This is a genomic window from Thermomonas haemolytica (genome assembly GCF_004346265.1).
Lineage (GTDB): Bacteria > Pseudomonadota > Gammaproteobacteria > Xanthomonadales > Xanthomonadaceae > Thermomonas > Thermomonas haemolytica.
Genome location: NZ_SMAP01000001.1, coordinates 380,978 through 403,217, shown reverse-complemented (window position 1 = coordinate 403,217; position 22,240 = coordinate 380,978). Strand labels below are relative to the sequence as shown.

Sequence of the window (22,240 nt, the reverse complement as noted above, 5' to 3'; positions counted from 1 at the left end):
CATGCCCCATCTCACTCTGCCCGATCCGGCCGCCACCGAGGCCCTCGGCCTGCGCCTGGCGCAGGCGCTGCCGGCGCGCGCCGTGGCCTACCTGCACGGCGATCTCGGCGCCGGCAAATCCAGCCTCGCGCGCGCGCTGCTGCGCGGGCTGGGCGTGACCGGCACCATCCGCAGTCCGACCTATACCCTGGTCGAGCAGTACCCGCTGGCGCAGGGCGCGCTGGCCCTGCATCTGGATCTGTACCGGATCGGCGACCCCGGCGAGCTCGAGTTCCTCGGGCTGGACCCGGAGGCGGCCCGGCTGTGGCTGGTGGAATGGCCCCAGCGCGGGCATGGGGCGCTGCCGCCGCCGGACCTGGACATCCAGCTGGCGCTGCAGGGCGCGGGGCGCGCCTGCGCGCTGGAGGCGCAAACCCCGGCCGGGCGCGAGTGGCTGGCCCGGGCCGGCTTCGGGTGAGGCGCTTGGCAAGTTGCGGTGATGTTTACGTGCCCTGATTGAGGAAAATCTCGCAGGTGCCGGATTATTCAGGGAAAAGTGCTTGCGATCCTGCCCGGAAAGTGGTTCACTCCGGGCCATGCGCCTGAGGGGGAGCCACCGCAAGCCTGCCATCGCGGCCGCCATCGGCCTGGTCGCGCTCGCGCTGCTTCCGGTAAAAGCCTCTGAAATCAGGCAGTTGCGAATCGAGGCTGGGCCGACCGGCACGCGCGCCGAGCTGCATCTGGACAAGGTGGGCGAGTACCGCCTGATCCCGCTGTCGAATCCCGAGCGGTTGGCGGTGGATTTCCCCGACAGCCATCTGGCGCGCGGCCTGGGCCTGCCGGGTGCGGCCGGGCTGGTGAAGGCCGTGCGCACCGGGCAGCCAGTGCCGGGCACGGTGCGGGTGGTGTTCGACCTGGCCGGCAAGGTGAAGGCGATCCCGACCACGCTGGACGGCGCCGCCAGCGGTGCCGTGCTGGTGCTGGAATGGCCGGGCGATGGCCCCGCCGCGGCGCAGGCCGTCGCCTCGGCGCCCGCGTCGGCTGCCCCGTCGGGCAGCGCGGCAGGCAGTGCGCCGGGCGCCGCCCCGAGCGATCCGATCGCGGCCTTCGCGCAGCACGCGCCGCCGGCCTCCGCCAATCCCGGCCCGACTTCCGCGGCGCCCGTCCTCGCGGCAACCTCCATGCCGGCCCCCGCCGACGACGACGCCCCCGCGCCGGCCGATCCGCCGCTGCCGCCGCCCCCGCGTCCGGCGCTGCAGGCGGGGATGCGGCCGCTGGTGGTGGCCATCGATGCCGGCCACGGCGGGCAGGACCCCGGTGCGCATGGCCCCGGCGGCACCCGCGAGAAGGATGTCACCCTGGCGATCGCGCGCGAGCTGGCGCGCCAGGTGAACGCCACCCCGGGGCTGAAGGCCTACCTCACCCGCGACAGCGACGTGTTCATCCCGCTGGAATACCGCGCCCGCCGCGCCAGCGCCAACAAGGCCGACATCTTCATCTCGATCCACGCCGATGCCGCCGAGAACCGCGGCGCGCGCGGGTCGTCGGTGTACATCCTGTCCACCCGTGGCGCGTCCTCGCAGCGCGCGCGCTGGCTGGCCGACAAGGAAAACGCGGCCGACGTGATCGGCGGCGCGCGCGTGCGGGTGGCCGACAACACCTTGACCTCGGTGCTGCTGGACCTCACCCAGAGCGGCAACATGAAGGCCTCGGAGGACGCGGCCCAGCACGTGCTGGGCGGGCTGAAGCGGGTCGGCAACAACCACAAGCCGGACATCGAGCGCGCGAATTTCGCGGTGCTGCGCACCTCCGACAAGATGCCGGCGATGCTGGTGGAAACCGCCTTCATCTCCAATCCGGAGGAAGAAAAGCGGCTCACCGACCCGGCGTTCCAGCGCACCCTGGCGCGCGCCATCCTGGACGGCGTGGACACCTATTTCTCGCGCCAGCCGCCGCCGGGCACGCTGTACGCCGCGCGCGCGCAGGCCGCGCAGTCGGCGCAGGCGGACGTGCCGGTGCGCAGTGGCATCGGCGGCAGCCGCTGAGTGCCAGCGGCTACACTTGGCGGGTGAGCCCCCGCCAATGACGATCCGCCAGCTTCCCGACACCCTCATCAACCAGATCGCCGCCGGCGAGGTCGTCGAGCGGCCCGCCTCCGTGGTCAAGGAATTGGTGGAGAACGCGCTCGATGCCGGTGCCAAGCGCATCGACATCGACCTCGAGGACGGCGGCATCCGCCTGATCCGCATCCGCGACGACGGCGGCGGGATCGCGCCGGAGGAACTGCCGCTGGCGGTCAGCCGCCATGCCACCAGCAAGATCGCCTCGATCGACGACCTGGAAGCGGTGGCGACGCTGGGCTTCCGCGGCGAGGCGCTGCCGTCGGTCGCCTCGGTCAGCCGCTTCCGGCTGGTGTCGCGCCGGCCGGACGCCGACCACGGCGCCGAGCTGCGTATCGAGGGCGGCCGCCACGGCGAGGTGGTGCCGCAGGCGCATCCGCCCGGCACCACGGTGGAAGTGCGCGACCTGTTCTTCAACGTCCCCGCGCGACGCAAGTTCCTGCGCGCCGAGCGCACCGAGCTGGGGCACATCGAGGACTGGCTGCGCACGCTGGCGCTGGCGCGGCCCGACGTGGAGATCCGGGTCAGCCACAACGGCAAGCCGTCGCGGCGCTGGAAGGGCGAAGGGAACTTGTTGTCCGAGGTGCGCCTGCACGAGGCGCTGGGCGAGGAGTTCGTGCGCAACGCATTGCGCGTGGACCACGCCGGCGCGGGCATGCGCCTGCACGGCTGGATCGCGCAGCCGGCCTACAACCGCGCCAGCGCCGACCAGCAGTACCTGTACGTCAACGGCCGCAGCGTGCGCGACCGCAACGTCGCCCACGCGGTGCGCCAAGCCTACAGCGACGTGCTGTTCCACGGCCGCCACCCGGCCTACGTGCTGTTCCTCGAGCTCGACCCGCGCGGGGTGGACGTCAACGTGCACCCGGCCAAGCACGAAGTGCGCTTCCGCGAATCGCGCCTGGTGCACGATTTCGTCTATCGCACGCTGCATGCCGCGCTCGCGGATACCCGCGCCGGCGCCGCGCCGGCGCCGGCCTATGCGGCCACGCCCGGAGCGCTGCCTGCGCACGCGCCGGTGGCGGGCGGCGGCCATGCCGCATCCGGGGCGCCGGCATTCGCGCCGCAGCAGCAGGCGATCGGCCTGCGCGTGGCCGATGCGCCCGCGGCCTACGCGGCCCTGTATGCGCCGCGCGAGGAGGCCGTGCCGGCGCCATTCGCGCCCGCGGTGGCGATGCCGGAGGATGCGCCCGGCGGCATGCCGCCGCTGGGCTTCGCCCTTGCCCAGCTGCACGGTATCTACATCCTGGCCGAGAACGCCGATGGCCTGATCGTGGTGGACATGCACGCCGCGCACGAACGCATCGGCTACGAGAAGCTGAAGGCCGCGCACGACGGCGAAGGCCTGCGCACGCAGCCGTTGCTGGTGCCGAGCAGCCTTGCGGTGTCCGAGCGCGAGGCCGACGTGGCCGAGCGCGAGGCCGAAACGCTGGCGCAGCTGGGCTTCGAGGTGCAGCGCAGCGGTCCGCAGTCGCTGCTGCTGCGCAGCGTGCCGGCGCTGCTGGCGCATGGCGACGTGGAGGCGTTGCTGCGCGACGTGCTTGCCGACCTGCGCGAGCATGGCAGCACCCGCCGCGTGGCCGAAACCCGCGACGCGCTGCTGGCCACCATGGCCTGCCACGGCGCGGTGCGCGCCAACCGCCGGCTCACGATCCCGGAGATGAACGCCCTGCTGCGCCAGATGGAGGCCACCGAGCGCTCCGGCCAATGCAACCACGGCCGTCCCACCTGGACGCGCTTCTCGCTTGCGGAGATGGACAAATGGTTCCTGCGCGGACGCTGATCCTGCTGGCGGCGGCGCTGCTGGCCGCGTGCAACCGCGACAGCGGCCCCAGCGCGGCGGCACTGGCTGCCAGGGCGAAGGCGCAGGCGGCCTTCGAGGCCTCCGAGCAGGCCTGGCGCACGCAGCGGCTGGCCGACCTGACCCGGCCCGACGGCTGGACCAGCCTGGTCGGGCTGCACTGGCTGGACCCGGGCACGCACCGGGTGGGCAGCGCGGCCGACAACGGCATCCGGCTGGCGATGGGGCCGGCGCATCTGGGCGTGTTCACGGTACGCGCCGGCAAGGTGCGCTTCGTGGCGGATACCGCGGTCACCATCGATGGCGCTCCCGCCCGCGGCGGCGAGCTGCGCAGCGATGCCGACCCTGGCGGGGCCAGCATCGTCGGATTCGACGACGGCAAGGGCCAGGCCAGCGTGATCCTGCGCGGCGGCCGGCTGGCGCTGCGGGTGAAGCATGCCGACGCCGACACCCGCCTGCGCTTCACCGGCCTCGACTACTGGCCGGGCGGCAACGGCTGGATCCTGCCGGCGCGTTTCATCCCGCATCCGCCCGGCAAGACGCTGCCGGTGGTGAACATCATCGGCATCACCGAGGACATCCCCAACCCCGGAGTGCTGGAGTTCACCCGCAACGGCAGCCGCTACCGGCTGGAGGCGCTGGACGAAGGCGAGGGCACCCTGTTCGTGGTGTTCGCCGACCGCACCAGCGGCCACGGCAGCTATGGCGCCGGCCGCTTCCTGGACGCGCCGCTGCCGGATGCGCAGGGCCGCGTGCGGCTGGACTTCAACCGCGCCTACAACCCGCCGTGCGCGTTCACCCTGTTCGCCACCTGCCCGCTGCCGCCGCCCGAGAACCGCCTGAACCTGCGGGTGGAAGCGGGCGAGAAGGCCTACCGCAAACCCGCGCCCGCCGCGCCATCGTCCTCCAGCGAGCCCGCCGCATGACCCTGCGCCTCTTCGTCCTGCTGTGCCTGACCCTGTTGGCCCCGATCGCGCGGGCCGGTGCGCCGGCGGCGCATCACCCGCTGCTGTGGAAGGTGTCCGACGCCGACAGCGCGGTGTACCTGCTTGGCTCGTTCCACCTGCTCAAGGCCGACGACTACCCGCTGCCGGTGGAGGTGGAACGTGCGTTCGCCGACAGCGCCGCGCTGCTGTTCGAAGTCGATCCCGCCGCGATGACCGCGCCCGAGACCCTCGCGGCGATGCAGAAATACATGGGTTACAGCGACGGCAAGACCTTGAGCGCGGTACTGCCCAAGTCCACCCTCGACAAACTCGGGCTGCTGGTGGGCGCCAGCGGCGGCAGCCTGCAGGCGCTGGAGCAGCGCGAGCCGTGGGCGGTGAACCTGAGCCTGACCCTGGGCATCACCCAGGCGCTGGGCCTGCGTGCGGATCTCGGCCTGGACCGCTACCTGATGCAGCGCGCGGCGGAGGCCGGCAAGCCCATGGCGGGGTTGGAGACCGTGGATGCCCAGCTGCAGGCGATGGACAGCGTGCCGTATGCCGAGCAGGTGCAGGGGCTGGACGAATTCCTGGCCGACCCGCAGAAGGCCGCGCGCCAGCTGCAGGACCTGCACGCGTGGTGGCGCGCCGGCGATGCCGACAGGCTCGATGCGGAGATGCGCGCGGAAATGGCGCGCAAGACCCCGCAGAGCTATCGCCTGCTGGACGTGGACCGCAACCAGGCCTGGTTGCCGCAGATCGAGAAGCGCCTGGCCGATTCGCACCGGGACAACACTTTGATAGTGGTGGGCGCGCTGCACCTGTTGGGGCCGGACGGGCTGGTGGAGCAGCTGCGTGCCCGCGGCTACACGGTGGAGCGCCTCTGCGATGGCTGCGCCCCGGTGGCCGCGGCAGACGCGCACTGACGGGGCTGCGCCCGCGGAGATGCGTGCGCGCAGGCGGCAGAGGTCAGCTTGCGGCGACGGTGACGATGCAGTCCACCGGGCAGGCCGGGATGCACAGATCGCAGCCGGTGCACAGCGGTTCCAGCACCGTGTGCATGTGCTTGGAGCCGCCGACGATGGCATCCACCGGGCAGGCCTGGATGCACTTGGTGCAGCCGATGCAGTCGGCCTCGACGATCCGCACCGCGTGCGCCGGCGCCTGCACGCCGCGGTCGCGGTCATAGCGCACCACGGCCACGTCGGGCCGGCCAAGCACGTGCGCCAGCGCGCGCGCGCCGGCATCGCCACCGGGCGGGCAGCGCTCCGGCCCGGCCTCGCCGCGCGCCATCGCCTCCGCATACGGGCGGCAGCCGTCGAAGCCGCACTGCCCGCACTGGGTCTGCGGCAGCAGGCGGTCGAGGCGCTCGGCGAGGTCGGCGAGCAGGCTATCGGTCATGGCGGGGATTCGTCGTCGGGGAGGCCGCGCTCGCTTCCGCGAATGTCCCCCGATGCCGGCCTCTGGCCGGCATCTCCTCCTTGATTTCGCTGCAGCGAACGCGGCCTCCCCGTGCAGGTGGTAGGCTGGTCCATCGCGTATGCATCGGGGGGCGGCGCGTCAGCGCACCGGCATCCCGGGCTGCGCGCCGGTGTCGGCATCCAGCAGGAACAGGCCGCCGCCGTCGAACCCGGCCGAAAGGATCATCCCCTCGCTTACGCCGAAGCGCATCTTGCGCGGGGCGAGATTGGCGATGAACACCACACTACGGCCGACGAGCTTCTCCGGTTCCCCGTAGCTGGCGCGGATGCCGGAGAAGATCTGGCGCTGGCCGAGCTCGCCGGCATCCAGCAGGAAGCGCAGCAGCTTGTCGCTGCCCTCGACGAAGCCGCACTCGAGCACCTTGCCGATACGCAGGTCGAGCCTGGCGAAGTCGTCGATGCCGACCGTCGGCGTGGCGGCGGGTGCGGTAGCGGTGGCGGGCTTCTCCGCGACCGGCGCGGTGGCGGCCGCAGGCGCGGCGAGGGTGTCCTTGGAGGCGTCGATCATGGCGTCGATCTGCTTGGGGTCGATGCGGGTGAACAGCGGCGTGTACGGCTGGATGGCGCGCGCCAGCAGCGGTGCTTCGAGGTCGCCCCAGGCCAGCACCGGGGCGCCGAGGAACGCCGCCGCCTGCGCGCTGGTGCGCGGCAGGATCGGCGCCAGCGCGGCGGCCAGCACGCGGAACAGGTTCAGGCCCTGGGTGCAGACCGCCTGCAGCTCGGCCTCGCGCGTAGCGTCCTTGGCGATCACCCACGGCTTGACGTCGTCGATGTACTTGTTGGCCTCGTCCGCCAGCGCCATCACCTGGCGGATCGCGCTGGCCGGGTCGTTGCGCTCGTAGGCCTCGCGCACCGGCGCCAGCGCGGCCAGGAACCGGGCGTACTGGTCGGGGTCCGGCAGCGCCGCGGCCAGCTGGCCGCCAAAGCGCTTCTCGATGAACCCGGCGCAGCGGCTGGCCAGGTTCACGAACTTGCCGACCACATCGCTGTTCACGCGTGCGCTGAAGTCGGCCAGGTTCAGGTCGAGGTCGTCCACCCCGCCCGAGGACTTGGCCGCGAAGTAGTAGCGCAGCGCCTCCGGGTCCAGCCCGGCATCGAGATAGGTGCGCGCCAGGATGAAGGTGCCACGCGATTTGCTCATCTTCGCGCCGTCCACCGTCAGGTAGCCGTTGACGTGCAGGCGGGTCGGCGCGCGCAGGCCGGCCCCGTGCAGCACCGCCGGCCAGAACAGGCCGTGGAAGTTGACGATGTCCTTGCCCAGGAAGTGGTGCAGCTCGGTGTCGGCCTCCGCCCCGGCGCGCACGAAGGCGTCGAAGTCGAGGCCGGCGCGCTGGCACAGGGTCTGGAAGCTGGACAGGTAGCCGATCGGCGCGTCCAGCCAGACGTAGAAGTACTTGCCGGGCTGGCCGGGGATGGGAAAGCCGAAGTAGGGCGCATCGCGCGAGATGTCCCAGGCACGCAGGCCGCCCTCGGCGTCCAGCCATTCCATCAGCTTGGCCTTGACCCCGCCGGCCGCCACGTCGCCGGCCAGCCACAGGCGCAGGAAACCCTCGAACCGGGACAGCTCGAAGAAGAAGTGCTCGGATTCGCGCAGTTCCGGGGTGGCGCCGGAGACCGCCGATTTCGGGTCCTTGAGGTCGGTGGGCGCATAGGTGGCGCCGCAGACCTCGCAGTTGTCGCCGTACTGGTCGGGCGCGCCGCAATTCGGGCAGATGCCCTTCACGTAGCGGTCGGGCAGGAACATGCCCTTGGCCGGATCATAGAACTGGGCGACGTGGCGGCGGCTGATATGGCCGCCGGCGTCCAGCGCGGCATAGATCGCCTCGGTGAGCGCGCGGTTGGCCGGCGAATGGGTGGAGTCGTAGTGGTCGAAGGCCACGCCGAACGCGGCGAAATCACGCTCGTGCCCGGCCTGGATCGCGGCGATGAAGGCCTCCGGCGTGGTGCCGGTCTTTTCCGCCGCCAGCATGATCGGGGTGCCGTGGGTGTCGTCGGCGCAGACGTAATGCACCGTCTCGCCGCGCATGCGCCGCGCCCGCACCCAGATGTCGGCCTGGATGTAGCCGACCAGATGGCCCAGGTGCAGCGGGCCGTTGGCATAGGGCAGGGCATTGGTGACGAGCGCGGGGCGTGGCATGGGCGTGGCGGTGCGGGAGGGGGCCGGATTATCGCATGCGCATCGCCGCACCCCGGAATGCGAAAACCCCGGCATGGCCGGGGCTTTCGCTGTGGATGCCGCCTCGTGCGGGCGCGTCAGTCCACGCGTACCCAAGTGGCGGTCTTGCAGAAGAACGCGACGCAGCCCTTCACTTCCAGCTTCTTGCCGCCGTCGACCAGCTTCACCGACTTGGCGGTGAACTTGCGGTCGTCGGACGGCTTGTAGCCGTTGCCGCCGCCCCAGGTGCCGTCGCCCTGCGGCTTCAGGTCCCACAGAGTGACGATGCCGACGAACGGCTTGCCCTTGTACTGGCCGCTGCACTTGTCGCAATTGGCCGGCAGGCCCAGGTTCTCGGTGATCTTCGCGGCCAACGTGCCGTTCTTGGCCTCGTAGATCTCGGTGATGGTCATCGGCTTGCCGGTCTCGTCGTCCAGCGTCTTCCACTTGCCCACCGGCGACGCCGCGTGCTGCTGCGCGGTCGCGGCCAGCGAGAGCGTTGCCAACATCGCCATCAGGATCATCTTGCGCATCGGGTTCCCCTCCTCCGGGATCGGCAGGGCGCGGCGCGCCCCGTTGGGTGAGTTATACCCCATCCGTTGCGGTATGGAATGGCTTTCAGCGTTCCTGGGTCGCCGGCTGTTTTCGAGCCGCAGGGGGCGTATCGGGTGCGGGTGCGGGTCGAGGCGGCCCGTCTGGCGGCGGGGGTACTTTCTCCACGTCACCGATATGAACCTGGCCGGGGCGCAGATGGAGCCAGTACTGGTCCTGCCATTGCCGGTACTGCGCGGGGTCCCAGAACTGGGGCGCGTAGAACTGGGTGCCGTCGATCGTCCCGTAGCCGGGGACGTAGACCTGCATCGCGCTGGTCTGCGAGCCGACCCGGCTGCCGGTCATCCGGTTGCGCTCGCGCCGAAGCGCCTGCGCCAGACGGGGTGCGGTGGCGGCATCTTCGTACTCGGCCTGGACGGCGCGGCCCCGGGCCAGTGCCTGTCGGCGCTCATCCTCGCCGAGCTGGCTCCAGTAATAGTCGCGCTTCTTCGAGAAGAAGTCGTAGCGGCGTTCCGCCGCCAGGTCCATCCAGATCAGGCCCAGGACGCGATCCTGCGGTACCCCGGTGCCATCCCAGTACATCTCTCCGATGACAGCCTGCGATGGCTTGTCCCCGTACCAGGCCGCCTGCTTGAACTGCGCCAGCGCGGTGGCGTAGTCCTGGCGCTCCCAGGCTTGCAGGCCCAGGTTGCGATGGCGCAGGTCAGGATGCCCGTCCAGGAAGCCGGCAGCGGCGAGCATGTCGTCGTTGGTGGGATCGGTTGGCAGTGCGGCCCGTGCCGGGATGGAGAGCGCCGCAGGCAGGGCCAGCAACAGCATCAGCTTGGGGAGTGGGTGCATGGGATCGGCTCGTGCATTTCCGGCAAGGATGGCGAGCGTTGTCGCGATGCCGGTCGGAATGACTGGGCGGCTGCAAAAACGAAGGCCCGGCGATGCCGGGCCTTCGAGTAGACGACTGCAAGCCAAGCAATCAGAACTTGAAGTCGATGCGGGTGAAGAACGTGCGGCCCAGGAGATCATACTGGGTCGCGAACGCCGGAATGTTGCCATAGCGGGTCGCCACGCCGCTCGAAATGGTCGGCGGATCCCGATCCGTCAGGTTCTGGATGCCGAACAGCACCGACCACTTCGGCTGCTCGTAACGCACCGACACGGTGTGGTACAGCCGCGCCTCGGCCTCGATATCACGCACGGCATTGGTCCAGCCGAAGTACGTGAAAGTGGGCGAGAGCGTCAGCGACTTGGTCCGGCCCACGTAGTTCATGTACCAGGTCCAGCTCCAGTCGTTGCGCTTGAAGGTGGTACGCAGGTTGCCCACCACCTTCGGGCGTCCGATCGAGCCGTTGCGGTTCGAGGTGGAGAAGCCGCTGGCGGCCGAGGTGCTGAAGAACTCCTCGAAGTCCTCCATCGTGTACGTGGCCTGGGCCTCGACTTCCAGCTTGCCGAAGCTGAAGTTGCCGTCGTAGCGGCTCAGCAGGTCATAGCCACGCACCTTCTGCCGGTTCACGTTGACGTACTTCTGGTAGACCGTTTCGATCTTGTTCGGCGCGGTCGGGTGGTTGGACGGATTGCGCACGAACAGCGAGCAGAACTGGTTCGGATACACCTCGGCGCCATAGCAGCCGCCCAGGATGGTGGCCGCGGTCAGCTGCGCGATCTGGTCGCGGACGGTGTAGCTGAAGTAGTCGATGGCCATGCTGAACGGCCAGGACGTCGGCGTGAAGACGATGCCTGCTGTCTTCGCGCTCGAGGTCTCCGGCTTGAGCACGCCGGCGCCGCCCTGCGAGATCACCGTGGCCGACGAGGTGGCACCCGCAAAATTGTCGGGAATCCCTGCGGCGGCGCAGTTGGCGCGGATGTAGTCGTTGGTGCTCTGGCCCCAGTTGATGCACGGATCGATCGATGCCTGCGAGACGAAGCTGGACAGGTTGCCCAGGTAGAGCTCGTACAGGCCCGGCGCGCGGTAGGACGTACCCTTGGTGGCGCGCAGGCGGACCGCGGGGATGACCTGCCAGCCCAGGCCCAGCTTCCAAACATGGTCGGAATCACCGACGGAGGCGTAATCGAAGGCGCGCGCGGACATGTTCAGGGTGAGCGACTCGAACGCCGGCAGGCCCTTCAGCAAAGGCACTTCGACCTCGGTGAACACTTCCTTCACGTGGTCGCGGCCCTTGGTGACCACCGCCGAGCTCTGGCCCCACAGGTCGCCGCTGCGCTCCTGCTGGCTGGGTTGGTCATTGATGCCGAAATTACGGTATTCAGCGCCGATCGCCACGCTGACAGGGCCAGCAGGCAGGTTGAAGGCTTCGCCGGTGGCGACCGCATTGATCAGGTACTGGTCATACACGGTGTTGCCGGTGTGCCACTGGCCGACGGCCGCGACCAGCTGATCCATGCACTGGCCGCTGAGGAAGCAGGGGTCGAAGTAGTTGACCGACGGCGAGCGTCCGCCCGTCCACGGCCGCAGCGCCGGATCGACATCGCCCGACTTGGACTTCAGGATCGAAAGGACCGAGTAGTCGCCATCCGAGCGGGTGTAGGACAGGTTGGTCGTCCAGCTCCAGGTGTCGATGTTGCCGATCAGTCCGTCCAGACCGGTACGCAGGTAGTAGTAGTTGATGCGCACCTTCTGATCCGAGGGGAACGGCATCACCGGCTGCGCGATCCCGCTCGGCACCGGGCTGGCGAAGCTGGAGCCATCGGTGTAGCGATAGGACGACAGGATCGCGGTCGTGCCGCCGGTCAGCGGGAAGAACTGGCGCCAGCGGTGGGTGTCGGTGCCGCGGCGGTTGTACAGGAAATCGGTGGTCCAGTTGACCGCCCCGAGATTGAAGTCGGAGCTGGCGAACACGCTGAAGCGCTCCTGGCGGTCGATCAGCTGCTGCTCGCCGAAGAAGTCGAAGTTCAGCACGTCCTCGAAATACGCCTGCCCGGTGTTGCCGGGGCCATAGCTGGCATTGGTGCGCGGGCGGTAGCCCGGGATCAGGCCGATGGTGTTGCCGGTCGGCGACGGGATGTAGCGGGTGCCGTACACCGCATCGATGACGGTGTTGGCGTAGAGGTTGCTACCGGAGCAGCCGCCCAGCGGAGTGCCGGCCAGAACGGAGCGGTCCTGGCGGTCGATGCGGTTGCCGTTCTGGTCCCACACCAGGTCCTGCGCACAGCGCAGATAGTCGCGGTCGCGGAAACGCAGGGGCTCCTGCAGATAGTACTCGGCAGCGGCGGAGATGCTGCCCTTGCCGAAGTTCCAACCATTGGCGATCGAGAAGCTGACCGTTTCGGCGCCACCCTGCTGCGGAGCGCGGCCGGTGAAGCTGAACTCCGGTCCGTTGAAGTTCTTGCGGGTGATCAAGTTGACCACGCCGGCCAGCGCGTCGGAGCCGTAGATCGAGGAGGAGCCGTCCTTCACGATTTCCGCGCGCTGCAGGATCGACTGCGGGATCACGTTCAGGTCGAACGCCAGCACCTGGCCGCGGGTGCCGGCGGGGCCGGGGCGCTGGCCATTGAGCAGCACGGCGGTGCGCTGGGCGCCCAGGCCACGCAGGTTGATGGTCTGTACGCCTGTGCCGCCTTCCACCACGAAGCCGGCGAACTGGTTGCTGATCTGGGTGGAGCCGGCGGCGACGCTGGACTTCTGCAGCATCTCGGCCGTGTTGATCTGGCCGGCATCCACGCTGACGTCGGCCGAAATCACCTGGATTGGCGAAGTGGTGTCGTACTCCAAGCGCTTCAGCAGCGACCCGGTGACGGTGATCTTGTCGAGCTCCTTGGGCTCGTCCTTCTTCTTCGCCTCTTCTTGCTTGGCGGCGTCGGGCTTCTTGGCCCCTGTCTCCTGGGCCAGCGCAGGCATGCCGTACAGGCAGCCCAGCATGGCGACGAACAACGGCAATTTGCGCAGTCGGGCTGCGCGCGAGTGCTTCTTCATCAAATTTTCCCCAACACGGACGCCGGGCCCCTCCCGGCGTGCGACGTTAAAGAAAATTAATGTTTATTTCATCGCCCAGCAATAGAGAAGGTCGTGCGGAAATGGGGGAATATTGTGACGTTTATCGCAAAACAAGGCGATCGTTGAAGCATTACCGTCCCTGGCGAGCTCAGGGGTTGCGAGTGCAGTCGCGGGTCAGGAAATCCTCGATCAGGCGCAAGGTCTGGGCCTGCTGCCGCGGGTACCAGGGCATGCTGTGCGGCATGTCCGGGACCAGCACGAACTTCGCCGGCACCTTGTCCTTCACCGCCTTGTAGAACCCCTCGGCATGGAAGGCCGGGGTACGCACGTCGCGGTCACCCACGTACAGCAGGACCGGGATGCTGGCCTTGGCCGTGTTCTGCATCGGATCCATGCCCTTGACCGTGCGTCCCTGCAGGATCCGCTGCAGGCGATTCTCGCTCCACGACCAGCCCAGCTTGGTGAGGTCTGTGACCGGCGCGCCTGCGATCGCGCATTGGAACGGGCCATTCGGGCGCACCACTGCGGCGGCGGCGGCGAACCCGCCATAGGAGTAGCCGAAGATCGCCTCGCGCTTGGGATTGGCGATGCCCTCGCGGGCCAGCCAGGCAGCGCCGTCGTCGAGGTCATCCTGCATCTTCTGGCCCCATTCGGCATCGCCGGCCAGCCACAGCGCGCGGCCTAGCCCAGCGGAGCCGCGATACTGCGGGCGCAGTACCGCGTAGCCGCGCGAGGTCAGGAACGGCACCCAGCCGGTGGCGTCCCAGCCCGTGTAATCGCGCGCCCACGGGCCGCCGTGCGGGTGCACGATCGCCGGCAGCGGTCCCTGCGCCGGCGTCCAGCCGGCGGGCAGGTCGAGGATGGCCGGGATGGTCAGGCCATCGCGTGCGGTGTACTCCACCCAGCGCTGCTCACCGACCCACTCCGGCTTGAAGTCCGGATTCTGGTTGCCGAGGCTGACGATCCGCTTGCGATCCAGCAGCAGGTGATACGCCGGCGGGTCGCGGTGGCTGGATGTGGTGAACAGGATCTTTCCGAGGCTGTTGTCATAGCCGGTGATCGTGACCGTCTGGCCGGGGAAGTTCTTTTCCAGCAGCGACTGGATCGCCTGCATTTGCGGGTCGATGTAGGTGACTTCGACCCGCGGGCCCTCCACGGCAAAGCCGAGGATGCGGCCGAAGTTGCTGGGCTGCCGCCCGAAAATCAGGGCTGCAATCGAATAGTTCGGGTGTGCCAGCAGTGGCTCAGCGTCGAATTGGCGGGTCGCCGGGTCGTACATCCAGGCCTGCACCTTGTCGGAGAACAGGTCGGTGAGCACGTAGAACTTGCCGCTGGCTTCGTCGCGGCCCACGATGTCGACCGTGTAGCGCTCGCTCAGGCGACGGGTCAGGTTGGGGTGGACCACGAACTGCCCGCTCTGCGGATCGCGGATCAGGACCTGCTGCTCGTACTCGCCGCCGCCGACCGGCTCCAGCTGGGTGCGGGTGAGCAGCTCGCCGGTGCGGGGATCGAACAGGCCCGGCTCGGAGCGGCCGCCGCCCTTGAACAGCAGCTTGCTCTCGCCGCTGCGCAGGTTGTAGAGCAGGTAGTTGCTCGCCAGCGAGCCGGGGTCGAGCTGGCGGATGATCACATTGTCCGGGTCCAGCGGCAGCGGATTGACGAGCGATGCCGTACCCGCGAGCTCCAGGCAGCGGCGCATGTCCTCGGGCATGTCGATCTTGCTGGTCTTGGCGGCGAACGCCTCGTCGAATTTCTTGTGGCTGGTATCGGTGAGATAGGCCTTGCTGACGAAGGTCTTGGTTGCGCCGGTTTGCTTGCCCTCGCCGCAGCCACCAAGCTGGCCGGTCCATTCCTGCCGTCCGATGACCAGGATGCGGTCGGCCTTCAGTGCGCTGGCCGCGATGAACTTCATGCGGTCACCCGAGGGCGTGATGCGGCTGCCTGCATCGATATGGTCGAGATCCCAGCTCGCGAGCGCGGTGTCCCCGTCCTTGCTGCCGGGGGCGACCACCAGCGCGACGAGGTTCTTGCCATCGGTGCTCATCGAAACCGACTGGATCGCCGGCGTCCGGGCCAGCACTTCAGCCGGGATTGGTTGCCCGGCCGTCGCGGCCAGGCTCGAGAAGGCAAAGCATGCCGCCAGCAACTGAATGCGGACGCGGAGGTGCATCGTATCGTTCCCCTGAAGAGTCGTTCCCCGGGGAAATCCTAGCAGCCCGCGCTACCATTCGTGGATGGAAACTCCCCCCCAAACCTACGCGCGCGCCGTGGACGCGCTCAACCGCGGCGACTGGGCGCAGGCATCGGCGCTGGCAGAGTCTCTGCTGCCGAAGATCCCGCCGCATGCGGGCGTCCATTTCGTCGCGGGCGTGGCGGCACTGCAGATGCAGCGCCTGCAGGAGGGGATTCGCCACCTGCAGCGAGCCGTCCACCACAACCCGCAGCGCCCGGACTATGCGGCGCAGTTCGCGCGCGCGTTGGCGATGGCGCGCCTGACCCGCGAGTCGGTGGTGGCGGCGGATGCCGCGCTGGCGATGGATCCGCAGGATGCGGCCACATTGGACACGCTGGCCGTGGTCTATACCCAGGCCAACGAGCACGCCAAGGCCGCGCCTTTGTTCGAGCTCGCCGTGCAGCGGACTCCAGGGCGTGCGGTGGGCCACTTCAATCTGGCCACATCGCTGACCTTCATTGGCCAATTGGAGCGCGCCGGGCAGGAGTACGAGGCCTGCATCGCCGCCGACCCCACGTTTTGGAAGGCGCACCTGGCCCTGGCCCAACTGCGCAAGGCCACGCCGGAGCAGAATCATCTGGACCGCCTGCGCGCCTTGCTGGAGCGGGCGGATGGCAGCGAGGCGCGGATGTACCTCAACCTGGCGCTGGCCAAGGAGCTGGAGGATCTGGAGGATTATCCGCGCGCGTTTTCCCACCTGGTGGCCGGCAAGGCCGCCGGCGGCGCAGGGCGCGGATACTCCAGCGCGCGCGATGCCGCCCTGTTCGATGCCATCCGCGCGCTATTCCCCGGTCCGATCGAGGCCAGTGGCGGGGATCCCGACCCGGCGCCGATCTTCGTGGTCGGCATGCCGCGCAGCGGCACCACCCTGGTGGATCGCATCCTGTCGAGCCATCCGCAGGTCCATTCGGCCGGCGAGCTGCAGAACTTCGGGGTGGTGCTCAAGCGGCTCTCGGGAAGCGCAACACCCGAATTGCTCGATCCCGACACCTTGCGTCGCGGCGCCAGGGTCGATCCCGGGGTGCTGGGCCGGGCCTACGTGGCGAGCACCCGGCCGGGAACGGCCGTGAAGCCGCGCTTCGTGGACAAATTGCCGCACAACTTCCTGTATCTCGGGCATATCGCACGTGCCCTGCCAAATGCCAGGATCGTCTGCCTGCGGCGCCACCCGATGGATACCTGCCTGGGCAATTTCCGCCAGCTGTTCGCGCAGACCAGCCCGTATTACGACTACTCCTTCGACCTGCTCGATACCGGGCGCTATTACCTCCAGTTCGATGCGCTGATGCGGCATTGGCAGCAGGTGCTTCCCGGACGCGTGCTGGAGCTGCACTACGAGGCGCTGGTGGACGACCAGGAGGGCCAGACCCGGCGCCTGCTGGCGCACTGCGGGTTGGAGTGGGACCCGGCCTGCCTGCATTTTTCCGACAATGCCGCGCCGGTGGCGACCGCCAGCGCGGTGCAGGTGCGTGAGCCGCTGCACCGGCAGGCACTGGCGCGCTGGAAGCGCTACGGGTCGGCGCTGGACGAGTTGCGCGCCCTGCTTGAGGAGGCGGGCATGCAGGTCGACTGACCGCCGCGATGCCGGCCCCGCCTGTCGCGGAGCGCGGTCACGGGAACGGTGTCGGCGGCTTTCCATTCCGGTGCGGCATGCCAGAATCCGCGCACGCCAACCGCCCTACCCGTCGTTACATGCCCATGTGCCGTCGTCGTCCCGCCTCTTTCCATGCCGTGCTTGCCGTCGGCCTGGCGCTGGCGACTCTGTGCGGTTGCCAGCGCGGGCGCGAGGTGGAGGCGCCGGCTTCCGCGCCGGCCGCGCCTGCGGATCCGGTCGCGGTGGCCGCGACACCGGAATTGAAAGATGTGATCGAAACCACCCCGGCCTACATCATCGGCATCAGCTATCCGCAGGAAGCGGTGCGCTATCCGCCGCTAGCGCGCGCGCTGCAGGATTACGCTGCGGCGGTGCAGGACCAGCTGATGCAGGCACTGGGCGAGTTGAAGGGGCGCAGGCCGGCGGTGCCGTACGACCTCAGCCTGAATTTCAGCCTGGTCGCGGAGACCCCGCGGGTGGTGGCGGTGGCTGCGACCGGCAGCAGCTACCTCGGCGGTGCGCATGGCGTGCCGCTGGAGCAGCGCTTCGTCTGGCTGCCGCAGATGCAGCAGATGCTCGCCGCCGAGCAGCTGATCCCGAACGCAGCCGATTGGGTGCCGGTGTCCGACTACGTGCGCGCACAGCTGAAGACGCGGGTGCAGCGCGATCTCGACGACGACCACCTGGATCCCGACGTGTACGCCGAGCAGCTGCAGATGCGCGGCGGCATGATCGACGAGGGCACCGCGCCGAAGCCCGCGCATTTCGCGCGCTTCGAGCCGGTGATGAATGCCGATGGCAGCATCCGCGCCCTGCGCTTCGTGTTTCCGCCCTACCAGGTGGCCCCGTACGTGGAAGGCACCCAGACCGTGGACGTGCCGGCCAGGGTGCTGCTGCCGCTGGTCGCACCCGCCTATCGGCCGCTGTTCCGCGCGGGCTGAGCGGGCGTCGCAGCCGCTGCGACGCCGCAGGTGCAGGCTGCGCCGATGCCGGCCCAGTTGCGCATCGCCTACGTCCATCCGGTTCAGACGCCTGCCGGCGCGGCGGCGGATAATCCCGGCATGGCCCTGCATCCCGTGCTCGCTGCGTTCCACCCGGCGGTGGCCGGCTGGTTCGCGCGCCGCTTCCCTGCGCCGACCCCGGCGCAGCAGCAGGCCTGGCCGGCGATCCGCACCGGCGCCGACGTGCTGGTGGCGGCCCCCACCGGCGCCGGCAAGACCCTGACCGGCTTCCTCGCCGCGCTGGATGCGCTGGTGCGCGAAGGCCTCACGCACGGGCTGCCGGATGCCACCTGCGTGCTGTACGTCTCGCCGCTGAAAGCGCTGTCCAATGACATCCACCGCAACCTGGAGGCGCCGCTGGCCGGGATCGCCGCGGAACTGGCGCGGCTGGGCCTGCCGGAGGTGGCGATCCGCACCGCGGTGCGCACCGGCGATACCCCGGCCGGCGAGCGCGCGGCCCTGCGCCGGCAGCCGCCGCATGTGCTGGTGACCACCCCGGAGTCGCTGTACATCCTGCTCAACTCGGCCTCGGGCCGGGCGATGCTGGGCGGGGTGCACACGGTGATCGTGGACGAAATCCACGCCCTGGTGCAGAGCAAGCGCGGCAGCCACCTGGCGCTGTCGCTGGCGCGGCTGGATGCGCTGACCGGACGCCGCGCGCAGCGGATCGGGCTGTCGGCCACCCAGAAGCCGGTGCAGGCGGTGGCGCGCTTTCTCGCTGGTACTGCGCCGCTGCCGACCATTATCGACATCGGCCATGAGCGCCCGCGTGACCTCGCGCTGGAGCTGCCGCCGACGCCGCTGGAGCCGGTGATGTCGCATCCGCAGTGGGCGCAGGTATATGCGCGCATTGCCGAATTGGCCGCCGTGCACGCCACCACCCTGGTGTTCGTCAACACCCGGCGCATGGCCGAACGCACTGCGCGCCAGCTGGCCGAGCTGCTGGGCGAGCAGCAGGTGGCCGCGCACCACGGCTCGCTGGCCAAGGAGCTGCGGCTGGACGCCGAGCAGCGGCTCAAGCGTGGCGCGCTCAAGGTGCTGGTGGCGACCGCCTCGCTGGAGCTGGGGATCGACATCGGCGAGGTCGAGCTGGTCTGCCAGATCGGCTCGCCGCGCAGCATCGCCGCCTTCCTGCAGCGGGTGGGGCGCTCCGGTCATCATGTCGGCGGCGTGCCCAAGGGCCGCCTGTTTCCGACCAGCCGCGACGAACTTTTGGAATGCGCGGCGCTGCTGGACGCGGTGCGGCGCGGCGAGCTGGACGCCCTGCGCATGCCGCTGGCACCGCTGGACGTGCTGGCGCAGCAGATCGTGGCCGAGGTGGCCGCGTGCGATTGGGACGAGGACGCGCTGTACGCCTGCGTGCGCAGCGCCTATCCCTATGCGGACCTGCCGCGGGAACGCTTCGATGCGCTGGTGCGGATGCTGGACGAAGGCTTCGCCAGCCGCTTCGGTACCCGCGCGCGCTACCTGCACCGCGACGCCGTGCAGCGCGTGCTGCGTGCGCGCAAGGGCGCGCGCCTCATCGCCACCCAGTGTGGCGGCACCATTCCCGATCTTGGCGACTACAGCGTGGTGCTCGAGCCGCAGGCGATCACCATCGGCAGCGTCACCGAGGATTTCGCGATCGAGAGCCTGGCCGGCGACGTGTTCCAGCTCGGCAACGCCAGCTACCGCGTGCTGCGGGTCGAGGCCGGCGTGCTGCGGGTGGAGGATGCGCAGGGCCAGCCGCCGAGCATCCCGTTCTGGGTAGGCGAGGCGCCGGGGCGCACCGACGAGCTGTCGATCGCACTCTCGCGCCTGCGTGCCGGTGTGCAGGCGCAGCTGGAGCAGGGCGGCGCGATGCAGGCGGCGGCCTGGCTGCGCGATGGGCTGCAACTGCCGGCGGAGGCGGCGCAGCAGATCTCCGATTACGCGGCGGCGCAGTGGACGGGGTTCGGGATGCTGCCGACCCGCGAGCACCTCGCGCTGGAGCGGTTCTTCGACGAATCCGGCGGCACCCAGCTCATCATCCACGCGCCCTACGGCAGCCGCATCAACAAGGCCTGGGGCCTGGCCCTGCGCAAGCGCTTCTGCCGCAAGTTCAACTTCGAACTGCAGGCGGCGGCGACCGAGGACTGCATCCTGCTCTCGCTCTCCACCAGCCATAGCTTCCCGCTGGCGGAGGTGCTCGATTACCTGCATCCGGCCAGCGCGCGCGAGGTGCTGGTGCAGGCGCTGCTGGATGCCCCGCTGTTCCCGGCGCGCTTCCGCTGGAATGCCGCCACCGCCCTGGCCTTGCCGCGGTTTTCCGGCGGCCGGCGGGTGATGCCGCAGCTGCAGCGGATGCGCGCCGAGGACCTGATGGCCACGGTCTTCCCGGACCAGGTGGCGTGCCTGGAGAACATCGTCGGCGAGCGCCAGGTGCCCGACCACCCGCTGGTGGCGCAGACGCTGGAGGACTGCCTGACCGAGGCGATGGACGTGGACGGCTGGCTGGCCCTGCTGCGCGCTCTGGAGCAGGGCCGGGTGCAGGTCACCGCGCGCGATCTCACCGGGCCGTCGCCGTTCGCCTCCGAGGTGCTGGGCGCGCGCCCATATGCCTTCCTCGACGATGCCCCGCTGGAGGAGCGCCGCACCCGCGCGGTGGCCGCGCGCCGCTTCGGCCTGCCGGAGCAGGCGGACGACCTCGGCCGGCTGGATGCGGGCGCGATTGCATCTGCGCGCGAGGATGCCTGGCCGCAGGCCGCCCATGCCGACGAACTGCACGCCGCGCTGTGCGATCTGGGCGTGCTCACCGCGGACGAGGCCGCGGCTTGCGGCTGGCTGCCGCTGCTGCAGGCGCTGGCCGCGCAGGGGCGGGCGACGCAGGTGACGACGGCGGCCGGCGCGCGCTGGGTGGCCGCCGAGCGCCTGCCGCTGCTGCGCGCGTTGCATCCGGAGGCCGCCTGCGCACCGCCGCTGGCGCTGCCGCCCGCGCTGGCGCGCGACTGGCCGCGCGAGGAGGCGCTGCGCGAGCTGGTGCGCGCGCGGCTGTCGGCGCTGGCGGTGACCGATGCGCAGGAACTGGCGGCGGGATTGGCGCTGCCGGTGGCCGAGGTGGAGCTCGCGCTGCTGGCGCTGGAACAGGAGGGCTATGCCCTGCGCGGCCATTTCGCCCCCGACGCGGGGGCCGAACAGTGGTGCGAGCGCACCCTGCTGGCGCGCATCCACCGGCACACCGTGGCGCGGCTGCGGCGCGAGATCGAGCCGGTCGCGGTGCGCGACTACGTGCGCTTTTTGTGCGACTGGCAGCACCTCTCCGCCGCCACCCGCGTGCGCGGGCCGGAAGCGCTGGCGGGGGTGCTGTCGCAGCTGGAGGGGTTCGAGGCGCCGGCGCAGGGATGGGAAACCGAGCTGCTGCCGGCGCGGGTGCAGGACTACACGCTGGACTGGCTGGATGCGCTGTGCGGCAGCGGACGGATCGCCTGGGCGCGGCTGCGCGCCGGCGGCGAGGCGCTGGTGCGGGCGGCGCCGCTGGTGCTGCTGCCGCGCCCGCAGCTGGCGCGCTGGATGCGGCTGGCGGCGGCGCAACCGGAGCCGGAGTCGCCGCCGTCCTCGCGCGCGCAGCGGGTGGAGGCCGCGCTGCAGGCGCATGGAGCGCTGTTCTTCGAGGAGCTGCGCCAGGCCAGCGGCCTGCTGGAGGTGGAACTGGAAGATGCGCTGGGCGAACTGGTGGCGCGCGGACGGGTGGGCTGCGACAGTTTCGCCGGCCTGCGCGCCCTGCTGCAGCCGGCCAGCCGGCGCGCACCGCGCTTCGCCCGCCACGGCCGCCGCGCCGCGCTGCGCGGGATCGCCGATGCCGGGCGCTGGGCGCGGGTGGGGCCAGCGCTGGCCGGGCTGCAGGATCTGGACCCGCAGCAGGCGCTTTCCGACCGCGAGCACGTCGCGCGCGTGCTGCTGCGCCGCTGGGGCGTGGTGTGCTGGCCGCTGCTGGCGCGCGAGGCGCCGTGGCTGCCGCCGTGGCGCGAGCTGTTGCGGGTGTACCAGCGGCTGGAGGCGCGCGGCGAGATCCGCGGCGGGCGCTTCCTGGCCGGGGTGGCCGGGCCGCAGTTCGCATTGCCGGAGGCGGTGGCCGGGCTGCGCGCGGTGCGTGCGCGGGCGCCCGACGGCGCGCTGCTGGTGGTATCGGCGGCCGACCCGCTGAACCTGGCCGGGCTGTTGCTGCCGGGCGAGAAGGTGCCGCGCCAGCCGGGCGCGCGGCTGCTGCTGCGCGACGGCGTGGTGATCGCCACCCAGGTCGGTGGTGTGTTCGCGCCGCGCGAATCGCTGGCGCCGGATGCGCTCGAGGCGGCGCGCCACGCGCTGCGGCGTGCGCCGGGCGAGCGGTTGCCGTTGCCGCCGGGCGCGTCCCCGCAGGCCGATCCGCTCGGCCTGCATCGCTGAGCGGGCATCTTTTACCGCGCCGCTTCCAGCGCTGGCAGCCCGGTCGCGGAAATG

General features: G+C 70.3%; 14 protein-coding genes. 8 read left to right on the top strand and 6 right to left on the bottom strand.

Annotated features, from left to right (window positions below; translation table 11 throughout):
* Position 1 precedes the first annotated feature (1 nt).
* The 5 genes from tsaE (at position 2) to EDC34_RS01855 (ending at position 5,749) form a co-directional block, all read left to right on the top strand.
* Complete coding sequence (tsaE, locus tag EDC34_RS01875) at positions 2 to 457, top strand: tRNA (adenosine(37)-N6)-threonylcarbamoyltransferase complex ATPase subunit type 1 TsaE (RefSeq protein ID WP_114959142.1); 456 nt, start codon at positions 2 to 4, stop codon at positions 455 to 457.
* 118 nt (positions 458 to 575) lie between these two features.
* Positions 576 to 2,024: an N-acetylmuramoyl-L-alanine amidase gene (locus EDC34_RS01870; protein ID WP_114959141.1), complete on the top strand. Its 1,449-nt coding sequence runs from the start codon at positions 576 to 578 to the stop codon at positions 2,022 to 2,024.
* Between the two features lie 37 nt (positions 2,025 to 2,061).
* Positions 2,062 to 3,882, top strand: a complete 1,821-nt coding sequence (gene mutL, locus EDC34_RS01865) for a DNA mismatch repair endonuclease MutL (RefSeq protein WP_114959140.1) — start codon at positions 2,062 to 2,064, stop codon at positions 3,880 to 3,882.
* Positions 3,861 to 4,826, top strand: coding sequence for a DUF1684 domain-containing protein (locus tag EDC34_RS01860; RefSeq protein WP_114959139.1), 966 nt, complete (start codon positions 3,861 to 3,863; stop codon positions 4,824 to 4,826). Before mutL ends, EDC34_RS01860 begins: the two co-directional genes overlap by 22 nt.
* Complete coding sequence (locus EDC34_RS01855) at positions 4,823 to 5,749, top strand: TraB/GumN family protein (RefSeq protein ID WP_114959138.1); 927 nt, start codon at positions 4,823 to 4,825, stop codon at positions 5,747 to 5,749. The genes EDC34_RS01860 and EDC34_RS01855 overlap by 4 nt, the downstream gene beginning before the upstream one ends.
* Positions 5,750 to 5,792: 43 nt before the next feature.
* Here the strand turns inward: EDC34_RS01855 and rnfB are convergent, their stop codons facing one another.
* From rnfB to EDC34_RS01825, 6 genes are all read right to left on the bottom strand, one after another.
* Complete coding sequence (gene rnfB / locus EDC34_RS01850) at positions 5,793 to 6,224, bottom strand: Rnf electron transport complex subunit RnfB (RefSeq protein WP_114959137.1); 432 nt, start codon at positions 6,222 to 6,224, stop codon at positions 5,793 to 5,795.
* Between the two features lie 159 nt (positions 6,225 to 6,383).
* A complete protein-coding gene (gene metG, locus EDC34_RS01845; protein WP_114959136.1) occupies positions 6,384 to 8,441 on the bottom strand; it encodes a methionine--tRNA ligase in 2,058 nt (685 codons plus the stop codon).
* Positions 8,442 to 8,557: 116 nt separating this feature from the next.
* Entirely contained in the window at positions 8,558 to 8,992 is a 435-nt protein-coding gene (locus EDC34_RS01840; RefSeq protein ID WP_114959135.1) for a DUF2147 domain-containing protein, read from the bottom strand.
* 85 nt (positions 8,993 to 9,077) lie between these two features.
* The gene (locus EDC34_RS01835) at positions 9,078 to 9,830 is read right to left on the bottom strand and encodes an SEL1-like repeat protein (RefSeq protein WP_132982830.1); all 753 of its coding nucleotides are present in this window, start codon (positions 9,828 to 9,830) and stop codon (positions 9,078 to 9,080) included.
* 151 nt (positions 9,831 to 9,981) lie between these two features.
* On the bottom strand, positions 9,982 to 12,936 hold the full coding sequence (locus EDC34_RS01830) for a TonB-dependent receptor domain-containing protein (RefSeq protein ID WP_114959133.1): 2,955 nt from the start codon (positions 12,934 to 12,936) through the stop codon (positions 9,982 to 9,984).
* Positions 12,937 to 13,105: 169 nt separating this feature from the next.
* Positions 13,106 to 15,127 (bottom strand): alpha/beta hydrolase family protein, encoded by a 2,022-nt coding sequence (locus tag EDC34_RS01825; RefSeq protein ID WP_114959132.1) that lies wholly within the window; start codon positions 15,125 to 15,127, stop codon positions 13,106 to 13,108.
* A gap of 64 nt (positions 15,128 to 15,191) precedes the next feature.
* Here EDC34_RS01825 and EDC34_RS01820 point away from each other — a divergent pair, with 64 nt between their 5' ends.
* The 3 genes from EDC34_RS01820 to EDC34_RS01810 all read left to right on the top strand — a co-directional run bounded on the left by EDC34_RS01820 (position 15,192) and on the right by EDC34_RS01810 (position 22,186).
* A complete protein-coding gene (locus EDC34_RS01820) occupies positions 15,192 to 16,763 on the top strand; it encodes a tetratricopeptide repeat-containing sulfotransferase family protein (RefSeq protein ID WP_114959131.1) in 1,572 nt (523 codons plus the stop codon).
* A gap of 158 nt (positions 16,764 to 16,921) precedes the next feature.
* On the top strand, positions 16,922 to 17,725 hold the full coding sequence (locus EDC34_RS01815) for a DUF3298 and DUF4163 domain-containing protein (RefSeq protein WP_240311031.1): 804 nt from the start codon (positions 16,922 to 16,924) through the stop codon (positions 17,723 to 17,725).
* Between the two features lie 126 nt (positions 17,726 to 17,851).
* On the top strand, positions 17,852 to 22,186 hold the full coding sequence (locus EDC34_RS01810; protein ID WP_162797658.1) for a DEAD/DEAH box helicase: 4,335 nt from the start codon (positions 17,852 to 17,854) through the stop codon (positions 22,184 to 22,186).
* Positions 22,187 to 22,240 lie beyond the last annotated feature (54 nt).